Annotated in this window: 17 protein-coding genes; 8 read left to right on the top strand and 9 right to left on the bottom strand. The window is 37.2% G+C overall.

Annotated elements, in window-relative coordinates:
- The first annotated feature begins 217 nt into the window (after positions 1–217).
- Positions 218–2425 carry an amino acid permease gene (locus A3EM_RS0118020; RefSeq protein WP_020529637.1) on the top strand — a complete coding sequence of 736 codons (2208 nt, stop codon included), beginning with the start codon at positions 218–220 and terminating at the stop codon, positions 2423–2425.
- 22 nt (positions 2426–2447) lie between these two features.
- Here A3EM_RS0118020 and rfbB read toward each other — a convergent pair whose 3' ends face one another.
- The 5 genes from rfbB to A3EM_RS0117990 form a co-directional block, all read right to left on the bottom strand.
- The gene (gene rfbB / locus A3EM_RS0118015; RefSeq protein ID WP_020529636.1) at positions 2448–3458 is read right to left on the bottom strand and encodes a dTDP-glucose 4,6-dehydratase; all 1011 of its coding nucleotides are present in this window, start codon (positions 3456–3458) and stop codon (positions 2448–2450) included.
- An 85-nt stretch (positions 3459–3543) separates the two neighbouring features.
- Positions 3544–4416, bottom strand: coding sequence for a dTDP-4-dehydrorhamnose reductase (gene rfbD / locus A3EM_RS47980; RefSeq protein WP_020529635.1), 873 nt, complete (start codon positions 4414–4416; stop codon positions 3544–3546).
- Positions 4417–4428: 12 nt separating this feature from the next.
- The gene (rfbC, locus tag A3EM_RS47975) at positions 4429–4980 is read right to left on the bottom strand and encodes a dTDP-4-dehydrorhamnose 3,5-epimerase (RefSeq protein ID WP_020529634.1); all 552 of its coding nucleotides are present in this window, start codon (positions 4978–4980) and stop codon (positions 4429–4431) included.
- A 266-nt stretch (positions 4981–5246) separates the two neighbouring features.
- Positions 5247–7664 (bottom strand): T9SS type A sorting domain-containing protein, encoded by a 2418-nt coding sequence (locus A3EM_RS45950; protein ID WP_020529633.1) that lies wholly within the window; start codon positions 7662–7664, stop codon positions 5247–5249.
- A 557-nt stretch (positions 7665–8221) separates the two neighbouring features.
- Positions 8222–9133 (bottom strand): AraC family transcriptional regulator, encoded by a 912-nt coding sequence (locus tag A3EM_RS0117990; RefSeq protein ID WP_020529631.1) that lies wholly within the window; start codon positions 9131–9133, stop codon positions 8222–8224.
- A gap of 354 nt (positions 9134–9487) precedes the next feature.
- On the opposite strand from A3EM_RS0117990, the gene A3EM_RS0117985 reads away from it, so the two are divergent.
- The 3 genes from A3EM_RS0117985 to A3EM_RS42795 all read left to right on the top strand — a co-directional run bounded on the left by A3EM_RS0117985 (position 9488) and on the right by A3EM_RS42795 (position 13232).
- Complete coding sequence (locus tag A3EM_RS0117985) at positions 9488–11011, top strand: aldehyde dehydrogenase family protein (RefSeq protein WP_020529630.1); 1524 nt, start codon at positions 9488–9490, stop codon at positions 11009–11011.
- A gap of 116 nt (positions 11012–11127) precedes the next feature.
- A complete protein-coding gene (locus A3EM_RS0117980; protein ID WP_020529629.1) occupies positions 11128–11505 on the top strand; it encodes a DUF779 domain-containing protein in 378 nt (125 codons plus the stop codon).
- A 140-nt stretch (positions 11506–11645) separates the two neighbouring features.
- Positions 11646–13232 (top strand): arylsulfatase, encoded by a 1587-nt coding sequence (locus A3EM_RS42795; RefSeq protein WP_020529628.1) that lies wholly within the window; start codon positions 11646–11648, stop codon positions 13230–13232.
- Positions 13233–14107: 875 nt separating this feature from the next.
- On the opposite strand, the gene A3EM_RS0117970 is transcribed toward A3EM_RS42795, so the two are convergent.
- Positions 14108–15199, bottom strand: coding sequence for a Gfo/Idh/MocA family protein (locus A3EM_RS0117970; RefSeq protein ID WP_020529627.1), 1092 nt, complete (start codon positions 15197–15199; stop codon positions 14108–14110).
- A 14-nt stretch (positions 15200–15213) separates the two neighbouring features.
- Complete coding sequence (locus A3EM_RS0117965; RefSeq protein ID WP_020529626.1) at positions 15214–16692, bottom strand: alpha-L-fucosidase; 1479 nt, start codon at positions 16690–16692, stop codon at positions 15214–15216.
- Between the two features lie 414 nt (positions 16693–17106).
- On the opposite strand from A3EM_RS0117965, the gene A3EM_RS0117955 reads away from it, so the two are divergent.
- The 3 genes from A3EM_RS0117955 to A3EM_RS0117945 all read left to right on the top strand — a co-directional run bounded on the left by A3EM_RS0117955 (position 17107) and on the right by A3EM_RS0117945 (position 20329).
- Positions 17107–17772 carry a GntR family transcriptional regulator gene (locus tag A3EM_RS0117955; protein ID WP_044238883.1) on the top strand — a complete coding sequence of 222 codons (666 nt, stop codon included), beginning with the start codon at positions 17107–17109 and terminating at the stop codon, positions 17770–17772.
- Between the two features lie 81 nt (positions 17773–17853).
- Positions 17854–19014 (top strand): mandelate racemase/muconate lactonizing enzyme family protein, encoded by a 1161-nt coding sequence (locus A3EM_RS0117950; protein ID WP_020529623.1) that lies wholly within the window; start codon positions 17854–17856, stop codon positions 19012–19014.
- Positions 19015–19057: 43 nt separating this feature from the next.
- Positions 19058–20329 carry an MFS transporter gene (locus tag A3EM_RS0117945; protein WP_020529622.1) on the top strand — a complete coding sequence of 424 codons (1272 nt, stop codon included), beginning with the start codon at positions 19058–19060 and terminating at the stop codon, positions 20327–20329.
- A 39-nt stretch (positions 20330–20368) separates the two neighbouring features.
- Here the strand turns inward: A3EM_RS0117945 and A3EM_RS0117940 are convergent, their stop codons facing one another.
- Entirely contained in the window at positions 20369–20803 is a 435-nt protein-coding gene (locus A3EM_RS0117940) for a hypothetical protein (protein ID WP_169513377.1), read from the bottom strand.
- Positions 20804–21021: 218 nt separating this feature from the next.
- On the opposite strand from A3EM_RS0117940, the gene A3EM_RS0117935 reads away from it, so the two are divergent.
- Positions 21022–21762, top strand: coding sequence for a phytanoyl-CoA dioxygenase family protein (locus A3EM_RS0117935; RefSeq protein WP_020529620.1), 741 nt, complete (start codon positions 21022–21024; stop codon positions 21760–21762).
- Between the two features lie 119 nt (positions 21763–21881).
- Here A3EM_RS0117935 and A3EM_RS0117930 read toward each other — a convergent pair whose 3' ends face one another.
- Entirely contained in the window at positions 21882–24539 is a 2658-nt protein-coding gene (locus A3EM_RS0117930) for an ABC transporter permease (RefSeq protein ID WP_020529619.1), read from the bottom strand.
- Between the last annotated feature and the right edge of the window lie 33 nt (positions 24540–24572).

Genomic DNA, 24572 nt, shown 5'->3' with positions numbered 1-24572 from the left:
GGAATGTTTTGAAGTTGTTATTTAGCGGATTAATAATAAAGACCAAACTGGCTGCTTTTTGAGTAATTGCTCTACTCGTAATGTGTGGAATCAGGAGGTTCGTTCTTAATATGGGAAATCTTCTCAAAAACTATTAAAGAATTGCCTTTTATTAGATAAATATCTCCTTTAACTTGAAGGCTGTTAAGAAAATGGGAATTTGCTGTATTGAAAGTAAATGTCAGAAATAAAGGAGATTTATAAGAAAAAGATTGTACCGATCACTTTTGAGAGGACAGTTGGGTTGTTTGGGGCTACTACCATTGGAGTGGGTGCTTTGATGGGTGCTGGTGTCTATGTACTTATTGGTCTGGCTGCAGATGTAGCCGGTCCATCTGTTTGGCTTTCCTATGCCATTTGTGGGGGTCTTGCTTTTCTTACCGCCTTCTTATTTGCTGAACTAGCCCGGAAAAACCCTGCCTCAGGTGGGGCTTATGGCTATGTCTATAATTCCCTTGGTAGCCTGGAAGGATTCGTGACAGGCTGGTTCCTGGCTTTGGGAAGTGTATTTGCCTGTGGCTTGTATGCCATAGGTTTTGCGGAATACTTTGCTTCAGTATTAGGATATGATTTTCCGAATTACGGGATTAAGTTAATTGCTATAATTTTGGTTTTAGCCTCTACAGCTCTGAATACCAGAGGAACCAAAAGTGGGGAAAAAGTCCAGAAATTTCTTACCTGGGGAAATGTTTTTATTCTGGTTATACTTATCGGTTGTTCCGTTTTCGCCCTTAATATAGACAATTTGACACCAATGTATCCGAATGGGTTCAAAGGGACAGGGGCAGCCATCGCCATCATTTACATTTCCTTTTTTGGATTTCAGCTTATCGCCAATAATTCTGATGAAATAAAAGAACCCTCGGAAACAGTTCCTAAAGCCATGATCCTTTCGCTTGGCATTAGTCTGTTACTTTACATTCTTATTACACTTACTGCTATTCTGGTCATTCCCTGGCAGGAACTGGCTTCTTCTAATGCTCCCCTGCTGTTGGTAGCTACAAAAAGTCTGGGTGGTTTTGGTTGGGTTTTAATTTCCTCGGGTGCTTTAATAGCCTCCGCAGGGGCCTTAAATAGTACTTTGCTTTCTCAGGGCAGGCAGATTTTTGCCATGGGGAAAAGTCAGTTTTTGCCAAAAATCCTGGGAAAAATACACGAAGCCAGAAAGACACCGCAGGCCGCATTATATGCTGGTGGTTTTCTGATTATTATTGTGTTGTTGTTTTTAGACCTTGAGTTTATTGCAAAATCAGCAAATTTTTGCCTTTTGGTTTCCATGTTGCCCGCCTCTCTGGCTTTAAGAAAAATTTACAAAACCGAACCAGAAAAAAGGCCAAAATTATTGCTGAAAAGGTTACTTCCAGAAATTTCGCTTATCGTTAATATAGCCTTGCTCTTCACGCTTGACTGGGTTTCTTTAACCTTTGGTTTTCAATTACTTATAATCGGAGGTTTGGTTTATTTTTTCTACTCAAGGAAAAGGGAAGTAAGGGGGAAGATCGGTATGAACCTGGTACTATCGGCTAGTAAAAAAAGGTTATTGCTTGGGAAACAAATACGAGTTTTGGTTCCGGTGGCTAATCCGTCTACTCTTAAGGCCATATGTACGGTTTCCAATAGCTTGTTATCACAATCAGGTGGAGAGTTAGTAACCTTATCTGTGGTAAAAACCTCCGATCAGATCGATTTTTATGCAGCTTTGGCGGAAGCGGATTATGCTCTGGATATCATCCAGAAAACAGCCAACATTAAAGTAGGGCCTAATGTACAACTGACTCCTGTAATTCGTGCTTCAAAAAGTATCCCACAGGGGATTGTACATGCAGCTGAAGAGGAAGGTTGCGATTTGATTGTGATGGGTTATGAAGGGAAAAATTCCCAGAAAACGGCCAATATCATCAATGAAATGCTCCATCATGCCAATACTAATGTAGTATTCTTAAAATTTCGAAACCTGGAAGCTACTTTTCCACCAAAGAAAATAGCTGTTAGTGTAGGGAGTAGCCTAAATCTTGAATTGATAACAAGGCTGGGAAGCTGTTTGGCGAAAAGTTTTGGCGGGCAAATCACTTTTTTAACCATTATACCTACCAATGCTAAAGAGGAGCAGAAAAAACAGCAGGAAAAATTATTGAATAACATCAAGGTTCAGCAAAGGGGCAATACTTCAACATTTGAAATGATATCTTCTGATAATGCCCTGGAAACATTGATTGAAAAATCGAGTGAATTCGATTTATTAATTGTGGGAACAAGTAAAGTAAAATTATTGGAAAGAGCTGTGGTTGGCCATTTTAGCACTCAGCTGGCAGAAAGGGCGGCATGTTCAATAGCGGTAGTCAGAACGGTAACTACCGCTAAAAAACTGATTAATTCGGTTTACTGATTAGCAAATTATTTTTGATAAATCAATATTTGTTCAGGTAATAATCAACCGTTTTGATGATGCCGCTTTCGAAATTTTCGTCTGCTTTCCATCCTAATTCAGTCTCAATTTTTGTGGCATCGATGGCATATCTTCTGTCATGGCCGGGTCTGTCCTTTACAAAAGTGATAAACTGGGTATAAGAACCAGATTCCAGTGGTTTTTTCTCATCCAGAATTTTACAAATCGTATCTACAATGTAGAGATTGTTTTTCTCATTCCGTCCCCCAATATTGTAAGTTTCACCTGATTTTCCAGTATGAAAAACCAGGTCAATTCCAGTACAGTGATCGATCACATACAACCAGTCTCTGATATTCTTTCCATCTCCATAAATGGGGATAGCTTCTTTATTAATGGCTTTACGAATGATGGTTGGAATAAGCTTTTCATCATGTTGCTTTGGACCGTAATTGTTCGAGCAGTTGGTGGTAACCACATCCATCCCGTAAGTGTGGAAATAACTTCTTACGATCATATCACTGGCAGCCTTAGAAGCACTGTAGGGACTATTTGGGGCATAGGGAGTCTCTTCTGTGAATAATCCAGTTTCCCCCAAAGTGCCGTACACTTCATCAGTGGAAATATGATGAAACCGGCAATCTTCATACTCTTCTTTATATTGAAAGGGTCCATCCATCCAGCGATTTCTGGCTACATCCAAAAGGGTAAAAGTTCCATTAACATTGGTTTTAATAAATGCTTCAGGACCTGAAATAGAGTTATCTACATGAGATTCGGCTGCGAAATGAATTACTCCTCTTATATCGTGTTTTTCAAATAAACTTTCTATTAAGCCCCTATCGCAAATATCCCCCTTCACAAACTCGTAATTCGGGTTACCTTCGGCCTCTTTCAGATTTTCAAGATTTCCTGCATAGGTCAGGCTATCCAGGTTTATGATTGTATAATCTTTATATTTTTCCAGAAAATAGGGTACAAAATTGGATCCTATAAATCCGGCTCCCCCGGTTATTAATATAGATTTATTCATTTGATTTTAAGTGGTTGGATAAAATTAAATGTATTCAATTGTGATGTAATTCTTTGATATTCATATGATTATTCTTAAAAACAGATTAGTACCGGAACTCATTTATGCATTCATTTAAACTATCCCTCCAGTATGGAATATCTAAATTAAATTTTTCCTGAATTTTTCGGGTATTCATCACACTATAAGCTGGCCTTTTTGCTGGCAGTGGATATTCTTCAGTAAAAATTGGTCTTAGATTTATTTTTATTGAAGTAAGGTCAAAAACAGCTTTGGCAAAGTCATACCAACTGGCAACCCCCTTATTGCTGTATTGATACAAGCCAAATTCCTCTTCCCGTAAACCATCTGTTTCAATTTTATCAATAATTGAAATGACAGCCTGAGCCAAATCCCTTGCGTAAGTTGGTACTCCAATTTGATCCATCACCACACCAAGACTTTCCCGCTCTCTTCCGAGTCTGATCATGGTTTTCACGAAATTATTTCCAAATGAAGAATACAGCCATGAAGTTCTTATGACTATAGATTTTGCATTGAAATTCAATGCATTTTCTTCCCCGGCTTTTTTACTTTCCCCATAAATACTCAAAGGATTTATCTTGTCTTCCTCTTTGTAGGGTTTATTTTGATCTCCGGAAAACACAAAATCAGTGGAAATATGTATGAATACAGCCCCGGTGATTTTAGAGGCCGAAGCAAGGTTTTTTACCCCATCTGCATTTATTTTAAATGCAGTTTCCTGTTCACTTTCTGCTTTATCCACAGCAGTGTAGGCCGCACAATTTATACAAAAGTCGATTTCATTTTCCAGAAAATAGCTGTTCACACTTGTAGAATCGGTGATATCCAGTTCATCCACATCCACAAAAATGAATTGGTCAGGATGACCTTTGGCTATCAATTGTAACTCATTTCCAAGTTGTCCCTTACTTCCGGTTACCAGAATGGTTTTCATGAATAGATCAGATTAAAAATTATTTTCGGCTTCTTTAAGTGTTTTTAAGTATTTATCTTTTTCGGAGATAATGAGGTGATCATGAGGAATTTTCCAATCGATATTTAGTTCAGGGTCATTGAAAATAATTCCAGCCTCAGCCTGAGGCGCATAAAAATTATCACATTTATACTGAAAAATGGCGGTTTCACTTAACACCACAAAACCGTGGGCAAATCCTCTTGGAATAAATAACTGGAATTTGTTTTCAGCACTTAGTTCAATAGCAAAATGTTGCCCGAATGTAGCTGATTCTCGTCTTACATCCACACAAACATCCAACACCTTTCCTTCCAAAACTGTTACTAATTTTGCCTGTGCGTGTGGATTAAGCTGATAATGTAATCCACGGATTACCCCATAACTGGATTGGGATTGATTATCTTGTACAAAATTGATTTTTGTTCCGGTTCCTTTTTCAAATTTCTCCTGGTTATAACTTTCAAAAAAATATCCTCTTGGATCGCGAAAAATTTTGGGTTTAATAACAAAACAACCTGAAAGTTGGGTTTCCTCGACTTGCATTAAAAAATTGTTGATGGAAAAAAATAGTTAATACAATTTTAACGATTTTTTTGACAAGTATTCCATGGAACACGAATAAATGAAATGAATAAATAGTTAAAACTTAGAAATATCTCCTGGCTTTATGAGTCGAATATTGGCTTTTTACAATTCCAATAAAAAATCTAATGATCTTTCCTTGTGGATTGGGAAGTACATTTTAGCAAGTAGTTAAAGCAGAAAAGAGAATGCCAAAAATTAGCATTCTCTTTTTTTAATGGGATTAATCATTCAACAACAAATTTCTTTAAAAGGATTTTTTCTCCAATTCTGAATTGAGCAATATATAATCCCTTTCCCTGCTGAGCAAAGTCGAATGAAGTTTCCAACTGGGAAACACTATTTAATTCTAAGATTCTTTGCCCTAATGTATTTACTACAGATAATTCTATAACCTGGCCAATTTCTGCAATGGCATTAAAATTAACAAGTCCACTCGTTGGATTTGGGTAAATGGCTAAATCTTGAGTGAGTTGATTTTCTTCATTTGAAGGTTCTAAAATGCTTGCAGCAATTCTGGCGGCAGGTTTCCCTGGTGCCGTTGCTGTGGATGTTCTTCTTTTTCCATCGGGTCCTTTTAAGGTCCAAACAATTGTCTCTCCAGGGTTAAGTGGTACTTCAAATTGGGCATACTGTCTTCCCGGTTTGAAGGCAGAAACCTGCCCTTCGTCTTTCACCGGATAAAATCGGTTATTTCTGCCAATTGGGATGATTACAAACGACTTATTTTCATTTTTATAACCGAATATAGCCTTATATTTTCCGCTACCATCAGCAACAACTTTTTCCAATACAGGTCTAACTGCATGTCTTGGCCGGCTTTCTTTTATTACCAATTCCACTGCTTTGTCTGCCTGAACGAAACCATATCCAGTACCAAAATCAAATCGCTTGTCAAACTTGCCTTCAGTAAAGGGGTCATCCATATCGACAGAGGTTTTCTGGAAAATTCTTCTTATTTTAAAAAGTTTTAAATCTTTCCCTGATGCCTCCTGCATCATTGAAACAACTGCTGCTACATGTGGTGCAGAGGCAGATGTTCCAAAAAAGTTGGGAAACCCATCTGGTTCACCAGCAAATGGAGGGTTGAATGGCAGGTCATTACCAAAAAAGGTAGTATTTCCGCCATCGGGGCCTGTAATATCTGGTTTTCTTAAAACTACCGGTCTTCTTAAAGGTTTGCCATTATCTCGAAACAAAAGAGGAGTACCTCCTGCAGAAGAAAAAGAATTTATAATAGGTTCAGTTACATTGGAATTCCATTCAGGTGTATTGAACCAGGCCGAAGCCCCCACAGCTATTGCACCATAGGTATTGGAATGTCCTACACAGGTACTGCTTTTTGTGTCGTATTCAATTAGGTCCGGAGTATCGCCATAGTTCACCCATTTAATCAAATTGGGATCGGGACCTTCATATTTTACTATTAAAACATCTACACTTGCTGCTGTAGCCCCTCCATTAGTTACTCCTACAATTTCTACAGGATCGCCATCTATATTAATGTTCACTCCTGCCGAGATGATGGTAGAACCAAAAAGAATAAAAACATCCAAATCAGTATCAGCTCCTATTCCACTGGCCGAGAAAAATGGATCATCCCATTGGAGAGAGAAAACAAATGAACTCCCTGGACCTATTGTAACTGATTGGAAAATGTCTCCTCCGCCAAAGTCATGGGCAAATCCATTGCCCGGTCCCAAAGGTTCAATACCTGAATTGTTAAATCCGCTTTGATACGATTCCCGATTACCATTGCCGGCAGATGACAGGTAAATACTTCCTTTCCTGTTTACATAGTTAGCCGCCTGAGCGATTACCCCATTACTGAAAAATGGTTCGGCAAAATAAGCGATGTCATCCACAATGATATCACATCCGGCTTCTTGTAATGCCACAATTCCATTGGCAAATTCTGCCTGGCCAAGAAATGCTGTATGAAATGCCAAATCAGCTCCAGGGGCAACATCATGAATAATTTCGAGCATGGCTCTTCCTTCGTCTGATCCTGTCAACACGCCATTTTCATCTGGTGGCAAATCAAGTAAAACCTCTACTCCGCCAGCTGGTAGATCTCCGGTGCTTATTCCCAAGGCTTCCCCTCCCAGATTATTATAGCTATCGGAAAGGACACCTATTTTCAGTCCTTTTCCTGATGTTCCAAAATTAGATCGGGCTACATCTGAATGTAAACTCACGTCTCCCTGTGAAGTAGTAGACCCTTTGTTGGTAGATGGTTTGTATGCCGGACGAGCAAATTTCATGGAATTAACTTTTTCCAACTCTCCAATTTTGTTTATAGGAAATAATCCGGAAACCATTCTGCCATAAGCTGATCCTCTTTTAAGCCCTATTTTTTTTAATTCGGCCAGAAGTTTCGATCCATTTCCATCATCGGCCACCGCTTCAATTACTACATCATTACCAATAGTATAAGACAAATCCAAAGCCTTAAATCCGCCAATATCAGTAGTAGTAATGCCTTTTCTAAGATTTGCAGAAGTTTGAAGATTTAATAAAGTTGATGATACCTTCGATGAAGATTTTCCTGGTATGTTTTCAATTTGAGCCTTGGTACTGAAAGCTAAAAAAATCATGATTACCAATAGGTAACAAGCATTGTTTTTAAAATAATTGTGTTTCATTTAATTGGGTTTTTATTAGTTAAAAAATATAGTTTCGGAGCTTTTTAAGGGTAAAAAATTCCTAAAGGAAAATTCAAAAATTTTCCCAAAGGGTTTAAGGCAATTTTAAAAGTGTTAATAAGTAGATGGATGGAAATAACCATCTTATAATTTATCAAAACTGATTGATATGAAGATGCTCAATATTAGAAGTACAGGTACCTAATTTGTTTGGATTGGAAATAAAAAATGCCCACTCAATTTTGGTTGTTCAAGCCAATAATTGAGTAATGAAATTTGATTTTCAGAAACGGTGGTTTATAGATTTAATAGGTGAATTTTGTTAGTATTGATTTTGAGAAAAATGTATTTTCAAAATAAAAAAACAATACAAGGCTGGTTGACTTGTAATATACAAAGTGAACTTTAAAATAAAAAAATTCACCATTAAAAATATTTATGAATTTGGTAAGGGGCAGTTAACTCCACTTTGGGAAATAAGTTAAAGTTTTTCTATCCTACTTCTTGATTTAAAGAAGGTCCCTTGTGGATAGACCCAAGTTTAAGAATCAGAAAATTTACCCCTGCCTCAATATTTCCTGTTGATATTCCTTTGGGGAAACTTGTTTTTTCCTTTTAAACAGGCGAATGAAGTAGGAAAGACTATTAAACCCACATTCCATGTATACATCTTTTATTCTGTTTTTCGGATTGTTGAGAAGGCTGGTGGCCAGCTTTATTCGTTCATTGTTTATAAAATCAACAGGGGAAATGCCCATCTCATTTTTAAATACCCTATAGAAATTGGATTCACTCATACACACTTTTTCGCTTAATTCTTCAATACTAAGTGATTTATCCAGGTTATCTCTAATGTATTGAATGATAAATGCAAGTCTGTTATTTCCCCCCATGCTCAGGGTTTTTTCTGTATAAATCTTTTTAGTTTCTGCCTGAAGAATTCTGATCACAAGTTCCCTGAGCATATAATCAGCAAAAACATCTTTTGAAGTATGATTCTCAGTAAATAAATAAAGCAGGCGATGGATGATCTGGTGGATGGCTATATCATTGGTAAAGTGGAAATTATAGTCTGTAAAACGCCATTCTTTATTATCTGACTTGGGCATATTCTCATTCAAAAAGTCTATAATTTCCTTTATTTTATCTTCTGCTATGGTCATCGCCAGGCATCTTGTTGGGTCTTTAAGTTTTGCATCCGGAAAATCTATACACATGGGCTCTCCGGCAGGCAAGATTAAAGATTCACCAGGTAGGAAATCAAATGATTGCATTTGGTTGAGGTGCATGATTTTTTTGCCTTGTAACATACTGGCCAACACAGGATGATTGAATTCGAGTAAAACCCTTTCGGCTTGCTGATGTGTTTCAAAAATGTGCATTTCTGCACTTTTAAGGGTATAAGAGGTTTTGTTCTCCACCAGGTTTTCCAATCTCCGGTTTTGGAAAAATTGTTCTGAAAGGGACATATTTGTTATGTTTTGGGTTAAGTCGGTTTATGGTAATGATAAATATGAACAATTTTTCATCAAAAATCAAATTCTATAAAATAGTATAATTATGAACTATTAAAGTATAATATTTTTAATATGTTACTTATTTAAGTTTTAAATTTTTATTTCTCGTTAATACATCACATAAAAAGCTAGTTATATTTTTGCAAGAGGAGGCTTTTGGAAAATATGCTGGATAAAGGTTGCTAGGATTGTTCACCTTTATGATAGGATTGGTCAACTTTTAGTAAAATGTTATGAATAAGTTTGTATAGTGGGCACTAGGCCAAAATGAGGTAAATATTATTTAACATAACCAAACTAGTAAATATGAGTGATGTATTAACCACCACAAGCAATGTGGTAGAAAAGCCAATTTTCAAAAATCAGTATGATAATTTTATAGGAGGGAAATGGGTAGCTCCCGTAAAAGGAGAATATTTTGAGAATGTATCACCGGTGGATGGAAATTCATTTACAAAAATCGCCAGATCTACTTCAGAAGATATAGAAAAAGCTATTGATGCAGCATGGGCAGCAGCACCAGAATGGAATAACTCATCAGCCACTTTCAGAAGCAATATTCTATTAAAAATAGCAGATGTTATTGAGCAAAATTTAGAAAACCTGGCCAGGGTAGAAACCTGGGACAACGGAAAAGCACTTAGGGAAACCAGAGCTGCAGATTTACCTTTAGCGGTTGATCATTTCAGGTATTTTGCCGGTGTAATAAGAGCTGAGGAAGGTTCTGTAAGTGAACTGGATTCCAGCACGGTTTCTATGAATGTTTTGGAACCTTTGGGTGTGGTAGGACAGATCATTCCCTGGAACTTCCCACTTTTAATGGCCGCCTGGAAAGTAGCCCCTGCACTTGCAGCCGGAAATTGTGTGGTGTTGAAACCTGCAGAACAAACTCCGGTAGGAATTATGATCCTAATGGAACTGATACAGGATATTTTACCAGCGGGTGTGCTTAACGTTGTAAACGGTTTTGGAACTGAGGCTGGTAAACCATTGGCTTCAAGTCCAAGAATTAATAAAGTGGCATTTACCGGTGAAACCACCACCGGCCAGTTAATTATGCAATATGCTTCTAAAAATATCACTTCTGTTACTTTAGAATTAGGAGGTAAATCACCTAATATTTTCTTTGACAGTATAATGGAAGCAGATGATGAATTTTTTGATAAGTGTCTGGAAGGTGCAGTAATGTTTGCCCTAAACCAGGGAGAGGTTTGTACTTGTCCGTCCAGGATATTAGTGCAGGAAAATATTTATGATGCTTTTATCGAAAGGGTGATAGAAAGAACTAAAGCGATAAAACTTGGCCATCCGCTGGATCCAAATACCATGATGGGTGCCCAGGCTTCCAATGACCAATACGAAAAAATATTAAACTACATCAATATCGGTAAGGAGGAAGGATGTGAAGTGCTCGCAGGAGGAGCAGCTGCATACAATGAAGGTTTAGAAGGTGGATTCTATATTCAACCAACTATTTTGAAGGGCAATAACAAAATGAGAGTGTTCCAGGAAGAAATTTTTGGGCCAGTTGTATGTGTTACTACTTTTAAAAATGAGGCTGAGGCAATTGAAATTGCCAATGATACCCTCTACGGACTTGGTGCTGGTGTTTGGACAAGGGATATGCACCAGGCTTACCAAATATCCAGGGCGGTTCAGGCAGGACGAGTTTGGGTAAACTGTTACCATGCTTATCCTGCTCATGCCCCATTTGGAGGTTACAAAAAGTCGGGAATAGGCAGAGAAACTCACAAAATGATGTTGAACCATTACCGACAAACTAAAAATATGCTCATCTCCTATGATAAAAAAGCGTTAGGATTCTTTTAAAATTTAATTTTTCAAGTTGTAAGCAGTTTAACAATAAAAATTTTGAGCTACCTGCAATTTTATTGCAGGCAGCTTTTCTTATTTTCCACCTTTCCCTATTTATATCCCTATCTGTTATGAAAGAACGTGTGTTAGTTACCGAAAAAGCCAAAGCAGTAATTGATGAACTGAGAGAAAAACACGGGCCGTTGATGTTTCATCAAAGTGGTGGCTGTTGTGATGGTTCTTCTCCTATGTGTTTTGAAAAAGGGGAATTGCTTTTAAATGAAACCGATGTCTGGTTGGGAACTATTCATGGTTGCGATTTTTATATGTCAAAAGATCAGTTTGATTATTGGAAACATACTCAACTCACGGTAAATGTGGTAAAAGGAAGAGGAGCAAGTTTTTCTTTGGAAATCCCCATGGGCATTCGCTTTGTCATTGAGTCCAGGCTATTTACCGATGAAGAACTAAAGGATTTAAGCCCAATTCATTTTGGAGAAGAATCCTGATTTTAAAATTTGGTATTTCCCAGAAAAAAACATTCCCTTTTAGTCTTTTACAAATCCCTTTTTAAAAGATTTTAGGAGCAATAATTTCATTTTTTGCTAAATTCAGGTTTTCTAAACTGAAAATTTACTTAAAGCTTCAAATGAAACTACTATCACTTACCCTTTTCCTTACTATCCTGTTTTTTAATTCTTGCCAGAAAGAAACTACAGAAACACCCGAATCTTCCGCAGATGAAAGACCAAACATTGTATTAATTATGGTGGATGATATGGGTTTTTCCGATTTGGGGATTTTTGGTTCAAGAATTCAAACTCCCAATATAGATCAACTGGCTAATGAAGGTGTGCTATTTAGCCAATTCTACAATACCTCAAGATGCTGCCCAAGCAGAGCCGCCTTGATGACGGGTCTCTACCAACATCAGGCTGGTATTGGTGATATGACAGGAGATCATGGTTATCCATCTTATCAGGGAAGGCTCAATAAAAGTTGTGTTACAATAGCCGAAGTTTTAAAAGATGCAGGTTATTCCACTTTAATGTCGGGAAAATGGCATTTGGGAAGTGGTAAGGATTACTGGCCCAGACAAAGGGGATTTGAACAATTCTATGGTGTCCCGGAAGGAGGAGGAGTTTACTTTTATCCCTTCAACAGAAAGAGAAGTGTAGTACTGAATGACAGTGTACTTGCTCTGGATGAAACTTATTATTCCACTACCGCATTCAATGAAAATGCTGTAAAATTTATTGATGAGGCCGCTAAAAAAGACAACCCATTTTTCCTATATCTGGCGCATATTGCTCCTCACTTCCCCATCCAGGCTCCAAAGGAGGTGTATCAAAAATATTTGGGAAAGTTTATGGATGGTTTTGATGCCTTGAAAAAAGAAAAGCTGGACCAGCTGAAAAAACTTGGCTTTTTTGGACCACAAATGCAGTTAAGTGAGGTGGATGATGTGGTGTTAAATTGGGATCAACTCACACAGGAAGAAAAAGAATTTTACGACCACAAAATGGCAATCTATGCGGCTCAGTTGGAAATGGTGGATCATGGTGTGGGGGAAATAATTAAGACTTTAAAGGCCAATGGAGCATTGGAAAATACAGCTATTTTCTTTTTATCGGACAATGGTGGAACACATGAAGAACTTGGATTTGATCCTTTAAATATTGAAGATAAAGATAAATTAGGGTCGAATGAAACTTACCGGTCGTATGGCAGGGCGTGGGCCAATGTAAGCAATACACCTTTCCGAATGTATAAGCACTGGGTGCATGAAGGAGGAATTTCCTCTCCGCTTATTTTCCATTATCCAAACATGAAAAAAGCGGATAAATTGAATCATGAAGTAGCGCACATCATGGACATTATGCCTACTTGTGTGGAGTTAGCCGAAACTACTTATCCAGACGAATATCATGGAAATAAAATCTTGCCAATGGAGGGAAAATCACTGTTGCCATTGATAAAGAATGGAAAAAGAGAAGATCATGAAGCCCTTTTTTGGGAGCATGAAGGAAATAAAGCGGTGAGGGTAGGGGATTGGAAACTGGTTGCTTCGTTCCCAGAAGAAGTCTGGCGATTGTATAATGTAAAAGAAGACCGGATAGAGATGAAGGATTTGAGTTCCGAAAATCCAGAAAAAGGGAAGGAGCTCACTGAAAAATACGAAGCCTGGGCCAATCGTGTTGGAGTGGTTGATCGTAAGCTTTTGGTGAAAAAGTAAGATTGAATATTTCTATTACAAGAAGGTTTTTTAAAAAGTAAAATTCAAAATGTAAATTTAATGATCTATAGGATTTAAAATTAGATCAGTTTATCTATATCACAATTCTATAAATATCTGGATATATAATAGATGTATATTGTTTTAAAACCCCTTTCAGGTTTAATCAAATTATGTGGATATTAAATATACTTTTTTATAAGGTTATGAAATTTAAGATTTATAGATCCATTTATTGGGCTATAATGCTTATATCAATTATCCAATTAATAATCTTTTTACCTTCAATCATTATTTTATTAAGATTCTTTTTTGGATGTGAAGGAATTGAACTAAAAGACTTATCTATTAAGATTGGTTTGACTATTTTTTGTTTTCTTTTATTGGGTTTGAACTTCTTGTATTATTCACCAAGCAGGATTAGAAATTTACAACATAGATATTCAAATCTTTCAAAATGGCAGGTTTTGCAAAAAACATGTGTCAGTATTCTAATATGTTTGGCAATTCTAGTATTTAGTGATGATATATTGAGTCTTTTTATCGATATCCCAAAATGTTGAAAAGAAGAATGTGGATATTCCCTTCCACTGGGTTTAGATTGTATCTAAACTCAAATATAATTTCACGACAAAAGTAAGGTTCCAGCTCATGAGCAATTGAATTGCGACTGAAACAAAATCGGCATTTGTTATGCCCGATGTAAATTTTACTGATTGTAACACTTTGCTGTACTCCTAAAAAACAATTAAATGAAGTCTCAGCAGGGTCTGCATTTTCGTGACCCTGCGTTAAATTTAGCGCGCTGCCAATTTGCCGGGTCTACCCTGCAAAGAATTGGAGTACTTTTGTTAGCTATATTTTAAAACTGGTTTTCAAGAAACCCCAGACCTGAATTTATCTAAATATTCAGCTGTTTCCCTTACCAGTTTTTGAACTGCCAAACCATGCTGAATATCCGGTCGGAAAGCTTTCGGATCATCCTCAGTCAGGAAGAGGTAATGAGCATGTACCAATGCTCTCAACCAGCCTGAAGGCACATGTTTGGAAGGGAAACTGGTAATTGGGGCATAGCTGTTACCCAGAAATTGTTTGCTCCAAATTTGAGTTTCTTCTAGGAAATACTCAAAATAATCGGGAGAATGACTGGAATATTTGAGTGCCCCTTTTTCACAGAAGATTTCAAAATCAACCAAATCTCCGGTTCCTGCACTAATTCGGCTGGCAGACATGTGTCCGACTGCTTTGCTCTTGGGATCAAACAAAGACAAGGCACTAAATAGATCCGAGCTTTCAGGCACATCAGGAAAACTACCTCCTTGAACCGCACTTGTAATTTGCAATTGTTCCCCCAGAAAGGCAATTAACAAACTGATTCCATGAGAACCTAAATCGGCCATTGCTCCGCCTTCTGGAGCCGGAGTGAGTCGGTTTGCGCGTTTATCCCTATAACTCTTTTGCAAATAATCCCCGTGATAATATTTTAAATCAAAGTGGATAGGTTTTCCCAGAACTCCTGAATTCCAGAACTTTAAGGCTGCCCGTATGGCTGAGTTTTGCAAAAATTGATGACCGATCTGGATTTTTTTTCCATCCACATTTTTCATCAATTCCACAATAGCTACTTCTTCTTCCTGGGAAGCGCAGACTGGTTTTTCCAAATAAATTTGATTGACTGAAGGCATGGAAAGTGCAGCTTCCAAATGCTCGAAATGTACTTTATTTGGTCCTAAAATAAAGACTGTATTAATCTCCTCATTTTTAATGAAGGAATCAAAATCCTGTGCCTGTTTAAAACCATTTTTCCTGGCAAAAGAGATCCTGCTTTCCTCCCTGAATGAAGTTACAGCTTCCAGCTGAATTTCCGGAACCTGATCATAGTAGTAGGGTAAATTTTTTAAGGCATAAACATGGGGTTTGGCAATTCCTCCTGCACCTATAAATCCAACTTTAATGATTTCTTCCATTTCATCATATTTTTTTAGTAAACTTCTACATTAGATATAAGCGGACATGCCCTTGAGTCGGTTATTTTTACCCGGACTTTCGAAGTTTCTACCGGATCGATTGGTATAATTCTTTTGTAACCGATGGTAGTTTCGCTTCCTACTTTCTGCCAGTTTCCGTCCTTTTCCACTTCAATTTCAAATGATTTTACCCGTTGGCCTAGTTTGATGAATTCCTGCACCAATACATATTTTACTGTTTTAGGGCTTTCCAGGTCGATTGTGAAACTGGCTGAAGTGATTTCATCATCAGTAGCCCAGTAAGTATTTTTATCTCCATCGGTTAAATTTCCTGCGGAATAAGTTTCATCATTTCCTCTGACATTACTTGCAGAAGCTGGTTTTTTGGCGGCCAAATTGGTGGAAAAGGCCTCATCCAGCATTTTCTTCCAGCCTTCCAATGCCGCTACATCATTTTCATGCAAAATTCCCCTTCTGTCAGGTGGAAGGTTAAGCAATAAGTTAGAACCTCTTCCCACAGAGGTAAGATAAATTTCAAATAATTTTTCGGGTGTTTTCACTTTCTCATTTTCCTCGGCATGGTAAAACCAACCTGGCCGGATTGAAACATCAACTTCAGCAGGCACCCAATTTTCACCTCCCTCTGCTCCTGTATTTAATAATTCTGTAATGCCACTTTTTCCTGCGTAAAGCGTATCCGTGCTAATTGTATTCCAGTTGGTTTCGCCCACGAATCCTCTTTCATTTCCAACCCAACGAATATCCGGACCTGCATCGCTGAAAAATATGATCTGAGGCTCAATTTCCCTCACCATTTCAAGCGTAGTCGGCCAGTCGTAATAATTAGCTTTATCAATTTTCCTGGTTTCATTGGCTCCGCCATAGTAGCCGTCTCCTCCGTTTGCCCCATCAAACCACATTTCGAAAACAGGTCCGTATTTATTAAAAATTTCCTTTAATTGATTTCTGTAATAGGTCACATATTCCGGGTTTCCATAATCAGGATGGTTCCTGTCCCATGGAGAAAGATAAATGCCAAATTTTAACCCTTCCTTTTCACAAGCATCTCTTACCGCTTGCACTACATCACCCTCACCGTTTTCCCAGGGACTGTTTTTTACAGAGTGTTCGGTATATTCACTCGGCCAAAGGCAAAATCCATCATGATGTTTACAAGTCAGAATTAAACCTTTCAATCCGGCATTTTTGATCGTTTTGGTCCACTGACTGGCATCAAAAGCTGTGGGATTGAATATTTCAGGGCTTTCATCACCATAACCCCATTCCTTATCGGTAAAAGTATTGGTGGTAAAGTGCACAAATGCATATTGTTCCATCTCGTGCCAGGCAAGTTGTCGCTCTGTAGGTACTGGCAACACAGGCTCAGGGGCTTTTGTTTCCTTCTTTTCTTCCGAACAGCTTATGGTTAAACAAGCAAGAACAAAAATTGCAATTGGGTGAATAAAAAATTTTTTAAATGAATTACGTTTCATTGGAAAGGGGTTGTTGTGTTTATTTTAATATTATATAGGTGTTGCTGTAAATCACACAAGCATTTGATAATGAGGTTGTAACATCATACTAACCTGAGTAATCTGCTTAAAATTAATTGTTGAAATTTTATTAAGCAATTTTTAAATAAGCATTAGTGTTCCATTTATCCCAATCTGATCAGAAGCTTTACAAGATTGAATTTTACTGATTGTACCACTTAGCATTGATCCTATGGTACAAAAAAGCGAAGTTCATTTAGCTGCGGTATTACCGCCAACCTGGTTGGAAATTGCCTGTTTTTATTACCATGCACCGAAAGCGATTATTAACAACTAAAAATTACTTTTTTGTGGTTTGTGTGTATTTATTTAAAAATTATGTGTAATTTTAAGCCTTTAACACATAATAATAAATTGAAAGCAAATAAAAAGCTATTGATTACCCTGCCATTTGGGGACGATGAAAGTGTTTATACACGCTTACTTGGAGATATTTCCAGAGGTGTTTTTGTAAGTGGAGATAGATTGGTTACCACCAAATTAGCTGAGAGATATTATACCAGTATCAATCCGGTGAGGGAGGCGCTCAAGCAATTGGAAGGTGAGGGTTTTGTAACCTCACAGAAGAATAGCGGAGCAAGGGTTACTGAATTTGAATATGCCATGATGCGGGATGTATTTGAAATACTTCAGCTACTGGAACCTTATCTGCTGACCTTTTTCATTGAGGAATTTACCGAAGATCAAATGACCAGGCTTGAGCAAATTCAATTGCAGATGAAACAGGCTGACCAAAAGGATTTTATTTCTTTTCGGGATCTGGATACAGCTTTTCACTGGGAAATGTACCGTCATCATTATAATCAGAGTGCAGTAGAACTTTGGAAAAACAAGAGGTTAATTCTGGTAGCGTCCCATGGGAATTTGCCAATTAGCAAATCCAGAATTGAAGGTGTTTTAAGAGAGCACGATCAATTAATGGAAAAACTAAAATCTGGTAATAAACAGGAAGCAACAGAGGTATTGACACGCCATATAAAAAATGGAGGAGATTATTTCACCAAGTTATTAAGAAGATAATATTGATAAAGCTAGTTAAATAAATAAAATTAACCATCTGATAATGAGGCAGGTATTTATTTAAATATCTGAAACCTAAATATGATTATGAAAATAACAGATATCAAAACTTATGCATTTTGGGCGGGCTTTCGAAATGTTTGTTTAGTAAAAGTAGAAACTGATGAGGGTATTTATGGATGGGGAGAATCCGGACTTTCCGGGAGGGAACAGGCAGTGATGGGGGCTGTAGCCCATTATAAGCAATTTTTGATTGGAAAGTCTCCTTTACAAATAAATGCCATCTGGCAGGAAATGTACCGAAGTCAGTATTTCGAAGGGGGAAGAGTATTGGCAGCTGCCATTGCTGCCATCGATATTGCCTTATATGATGTGTACGGGAAATATCTAAATCTTCCTGTTTACCAATTGCTTGGGGGAAAACAAAGAGACACGATTCCTTTGTTTGTGACCACTACACTGGATTTTGGAGAGGCATTTATAGAGGACGTAAAACAGAAAAAAGAAGCTGGCTGGACGGTAATGCGATCTACTGCCGGTGAAAATGGAAAAGCGGGTGTGGTTACTGAGTTTGATACCCGAAAATCTATAGCCAAATCATCTTACTGGTTTACAAAAGCAAGGGAAGTACTTGGAAATGATGTGGTATTGGGTATTGATTATCACCATAGATTATCTGTAGCTGAAGCCGTTTCTTTTTGCCAGAGAATGCCTGCAGGTACCATAGATTTTATTGAAGAACCCATACGAGATGAATCGATAACCGCTTACCAGACATTGCGATCCATGGTTGATGTGCCTTTTGCAGTTGGGGAAGAATTGACCAGCAAATGGGATTTTGCCCCCTACATAGAGTCTGGTTTAACCAGTTTTGGGCGAATTGATATATGTAATGCCGGAGGGTTTACGGAAGCCATGAAAGTGGCCGCTATGTGCGAGTCGAAATATATTGACATGATGCCGCATAATCCCCTTAGCCCGATTTGTACAGCTGCCTCTATTCACTATTGTGCTGCAATTCCCAATTTTGCTTGGCTGGAATTACCTCCTTATGATGGAGATATGAGTGATTATGATCGTTTTTTTACAAACCGGCCTTTGGTTGAAAATAACGGGTATCAGGTGAATGATAAGCCAGGGCTTGGGATTGATGTGAATGAAGAGGAAATCAAAGATTTGCAATTTCGCTATTGGGAGCCTCCAAGACTGGCCAAACCTGATGGTTCATACACCAACTGGTAAGTCGCAATTTAAATCACACCCAACCTGCAAAATGTAAAATCCGATGAATTCTTCCAAACTCAAAAAAGGGAACAAAAAAAAGTTTTCGGTTTTGGCCCTTATCTTCATTAGTGTAGTGATCAATTACATGGACCGCACTAATATTTCAGTAGCTGCAAGTGCAATTTCCAGTGATTTAGCACTGGATAAGATCGAAATGGGTATAATATTTTCTGCTTTTGCCTGGACCTATTCATTCATGCAAATTCCTGGTGGAATGTTGGTTGACCTTGTGAAAATTAGAATTTTGTATCCTGCCATACTGGTAATCTGGTCATTGGCTACTATTGTGCAGGGAATGGTCAGCTCTTTGTCCGCTTTGGTGGGTTGCAGGATGGCGATTGGTTTTTTTGAAGCACCTTCTTATCCTGCCAACAATAAAATTGTGACCAATTGGTTTCCTGCCGAAGAACGGGCAGGTGCCATTGCGGTTTATACCTCTGGTCAATTTATCGGCTTAGCTTTTTTAATGCCGGTTTTAGCCGTAATTCAGGAATATTTCGGATGGAGAGGCTTATTTGTAGTTTCAGGATTAATCGGAATAATTTGGGCAATTGTCTGGTTTCTGGCCTATCGGGAGAAAAAGGAATCTACTGAGGAAACGGAAGTTGAACCAAAAACTACTAGCAATTCTCCTCAGGCAGTGGTAAGTCTTAAGAATCTAAGAATTGCTTTTACCAATAGAAAACTTTGGGGAATTTACATTGGCCAGTTTTGCTTAGGGGGAACCATTATGTTTTTCCTCACCTGGTTTCCCACTTATCTGGAAGAATACAGGGGTCTGAGCAGTCTGAACACCGGATTTTTGGCTTCTATTCCATTTTTGGCTGCATTTTTTGGCATTTTGTTATCAGGTTTTGTGTCTGATTTTCTGGTTAGAAAAGGCGTTTCCAATGAAATGGCCAGGAAAGCACCGATTGTGACTGGGTTATTACTTTCCAGTTCAATTATAGGGGCAAATTATGTGACCAGTACTACATGGGTTACGGTTTTCTTATCCATTACTTTTTTTGGAAATGGTCTGGCTTCCATTTCCTGGGTTTTTGTATCTTTATTGGCACCTAAAAATATGGTTGGGCTCATTGGAGGCTGTTTCAATTTTATTGGTGGTTTATCCGCAGTGATTACCCCAGTGGCAATAGGTTATCTGGCCAATGATGGTGATTTTAGACCTGCATTAGCCTTTGTAGCTGCATTGGCCTTTATTGGATTAATGTCTTATTTATTTTTGGTAGGGAAAGTGGAGGAAATTAAAGTTAATCCGGAGTTGGAGTAGATCGATAGATTATTCAGAAGTTAAAGAGAAATTTGTTTTTTATAAACTTTCCTCTACCTGTTTAATTATATCCTGCTTAATGGTTTCGTAATCTAATATATTAAAACTACGACCATCAAAATAAATTTCCGAACCAATATTGGCCAGGTTCATAATTCTGGCATAAGGGTCTAATTTCAATTCAATCAATTCGTTGGCTCGATGCATTGAGATATCGCCTGAAAAATTGCTCCGGATTTCCCTTGTTTGTCCATTCCTCAAATCACACAGTTTAAATGTGAACGTATTTTCCGAACCTACATATTGCTGGAAAAGCATAATTTCCAACACCACTTTTTCTTTATTTTTGATTATGAAGGAATAGGAGGGAAGACTTTGAGCCAGTTGAATATAAATTTGGTTTTTGGTTAATTTTTCGTTGAAATCAACATGCTCTCCAAATTTGTCTTTGATGGGGAAATAGTAACTTGTCAATTCAAAATTTGGGAAAACAATACTTTCAAGTTCGATGCTACTGAAATGCAGTTTACAAGTATCTTCAGATTGTCCTTTGGAAGGATTATTTATTAAAAATGTAAAACAAAAAAGTAATATTTTAAAGCTCAAATTCTGTCTGGATTGCTGGAAATTGTTCAGATATTTTCTTTACTTTCTAGTTGAAAAAGCAATTTATCAATTAAATAAGTAAAAACATGCTGACAGGTGAAGAAAAAGAGTTCCTGGATAAAAATGGATATGTTGGTTTAGGAAAATTACTGACAGATGAGGAAGTGAAAAACCTTAATCATCGAATTGATGATTTATTGAATGCAGAAGGTGAACGTGCTGGTGCCGAATTGGTGGAATCGAAATACATTCGGCATCCCAAGGAAGATGGAGCAGACCGCCTGGCTGATTTGGTAAACAAAGGAGAAGTTTTTGATATATTGTATACTCATCCTAAGGTATTGGCTGGAATAGAAGCCGTTTTGGGAATAGATTATAAACTGTCCTCATTAAATTATCGGGCTGCCAAACCTGGCAAAGGACTTCAAAAACTCCATGTAGACTGGAAAAATGCGGTGGTCAACGGGACTTATAAAGTTTGCAATACCATTTGGTTATTGGATGATTTTACCCCTGATAATGGCGCTACACGTATCGTTCCCGGAACCCACAAATCAAGTAAACTACCAGAAGAGGCAATGGAAGATCCTATGCAACCTCATCCCGATCAAATATTGATTCAGGCTCCAGCGGGTTCTGTTTTTATTTTTAATTCCCATGTTTGGCATGGAGGGACAACCAATCAAACAAATAAGGACCGCAGAAGTATCCACAGTTATTTTTGTGCCAAAGATCAGCCTCAACAAATTGATCAAAAGAAATATCTCACTGAAGAAACCAGAAGGCGGATTGGACTGAAAGGGGAGAAGGTTTTGGATACTTTATAAACCGTAATCATTAGGGATTGAAAATGATAATTTCAATTTTATGGCCTTGATGAAGTTTCTATAAACGTTTTTTGGTTATTCCTAGCAACTTAGGAAAAAGGAAAAATCTTATGATTCTGTTACTCATTTCTAAGCGAATCAACCGGATTTTGGTTTGAAAGCCGTAATACCTGTGATCCAATGGTAAACAAACCAAGCGTTAATAACAGCATAGAACCAATGAACACAGTGCCGAAACCAAAGTCAACTTTTTCAACTAGAAAGTCCAGCCAAAATTGATTTAAAAAGTAGCTTAACGGAGCAGCAATTAGAATAGACATTATCAAAATAAATAAGAATTCTTTTGAAAGTAAGTAGGTCAGAATCAAACTATTAGCACCTAGCACTTTTCTGATTCCAATTTCTTTTGTTCGTCTTTCAGTTGTATAAATAGCCATTCCTAACAATCCAAGGCAGGCTATGGTAATTGCCAAAAAAGCCATGAAACCAATAATGGAGACAATATCAAAAATGCCCTTATTATTATTAGCTAATTTATCTTCATAATATTCATATTTTAAAGGATGAATAGGATCAATGGTTTCCCATTTTTCTTCAAGTTTTGAGATAATTTCTGGGTTTTTGGTACTAACTTTTAGACTGGCAATTTTAAATCCATCAGGGTCATTCCTTAAAACAACAGCACCTGTAGGACGCTTTGAAAAAAGTAATTGAAAAGTAAAATCTTCAATCACTCCCACAATCTGTATGGTGTTTCCACCTCTCTCTTCAAAGGATTCTCCAAGAATGGCACTTGGGCTATCATATCCAAAAGCTCTTACCATTGCTTCGTTGACTATTATCTGATCACTACTTCCTTCTCCTGGCAATGGCAGATTTCTTCCGGCCAGTAGATTTAATTCCAGGGTCTTTATAAAATTTTCATCTACCTTAACATGAATAGCGCTTATAAATTCCTTAGTCCCATATTTAGCCAGGCTCGTATTATCATTCCGGCCAGTGGCAGGAAGATATGCGCATCCTGTTATATCTAAAACTTCCGGGATACTGCTTAGGCTGCTTTTTAATAATTGGAAATCAGTACTTTGTAAATTAATATTTAGAACATTTTTTGGGTTGAAGCCATATTCAAAATTCATGAAATATTTGAACTGGTTATAAACCACCAAAGACGTTATAATAAACACAAGTGAAAATACAAACTGGATAATATTAAGAACCTTTCGAATACCCAAATTACCAAGTTGTAATATCCCTTCCTTTTTTAATGCTTTTATTGGATTATACCTGGAAAGTACTAATGCAGGAAAAATTCCGGAGATTAACCCAATCAGAATGCTAAAAATCAAAAAAATAAGATATACATAGACATTTGCAGAAAGGTCAAAATTTAAATAATTATTCATCCAAAGTCCTAAAAAGGCAGATTTTACAAAAATCAAGATAATGTTGGCCAAGACAAGCGCAAGAAATGAGGTAATTATAGATTCGCTTAGTAATTGAAAAATTAAATGCATTCTTTTTGCTCCAATTACTTTCCTTACTCCAATCTCTTTCGATCTGGTTACAGCTCTTGCCACTGACAAATTTGTATAATTTAGACATGCTGAGATCATAATGACCAATGCCAGAGATGAAAGAATATAATAAACAAAAAGAGGCAGTCTTGTTATAGGTTCATTTCCTAATGCCGGACCTGGTGTGATTTTTTCCAAAGATTGAGACATTAATTCAGATCCTTTCAGGTTTTCATTGTCACTAAATTTTTTCGCAACAATATCACCAAGGGCAATATTTAAGTCCTTTTCACTTGCTTTCGGGTTCAAAAGCACATAAGCATAGGACATATAATTATTTTCCCAATTATTTGACAAGTCATTTATTTTTTCCTGTTGTGCCAAATGAGGAATGGAAGATGATGAAACTAAAACATCGAATTCAAGATGGGTTTTATAAGTATTTTGGGCTAATACTCCTGTGACGGTATAGTTGCCCCAATCCGTTGGTTCATTTCCTTCTTCCGTAAAATAATCTAGCCCTCTACTGGTAAAGTCAATAGTTTTCCCAATAGGATTTTCTTCTGCAAATAACAGCAATGCAGTTTTTTTAGAAATTACAATTGTGTTTGGATTATCCATTGCGGTAAATGGATCACCTGCTTCTAAATCGTAGTTAAAAATTTTTAAAAAACCAGGATCAGTAAAATAACCCCGTATTTCAGCATGTTTTTCATTATAATGGGCATCTCCACCAAACCCTCTTCTCAGACTTGTTGCTTCTTCCACTGCCGGATAATCACTTTTGAGCGTTGAAGCTATAGGAAAAGGTACTGTAGCATAAGTATTACTATGGTTGACTCTTTTGTTAAGAATACGATAAATTCTGTCTTTTTTCGTATGAAACTGGTCATAACTTTTTTGATCCGCTAACATTAGAATAATCAAAAGACAAATGGACATCGATGCAGCTAATCCGAATATATTGATAAATGAAAAGGCCTTATACTTTAAAAGATTTCGAACACTAACTTTGAAATAATTTTTAAACATGTCATATTGATTTAATTTGTGATATCCTGTCAATGGTTTGATTATACTTGGTCTGAAAAGTAAAAAAACATCTGTAGCAAACTGTATATCGGCTTTTCTCTTTCCTGATTTCGCTACATTTTCTTTGTGAATTTCTAATAAATCGCCTTCTATAAAAGGATGTAAATCAGGATGACAAAACCATTTAAAAAATCGTAGAATAAGTTTTGGAGGGGAAGTATTTTTCATAAATTCAATGGTTTAACTTTAGATCCAAAACTA

The organism is Flexithrix dorotheae DSM 6795 (assembly GCF_000379765.1).
Taxonomy (GTDB): Bacteria; Bacteroidota; Bacteroidia; order Cytophagales; family Flammeovirgaceae; genus Flexithrix; species Flexithrix dorotheae.
This window is presented reverse-complemented; position numbering and strand designations above follow the sequence as displayed.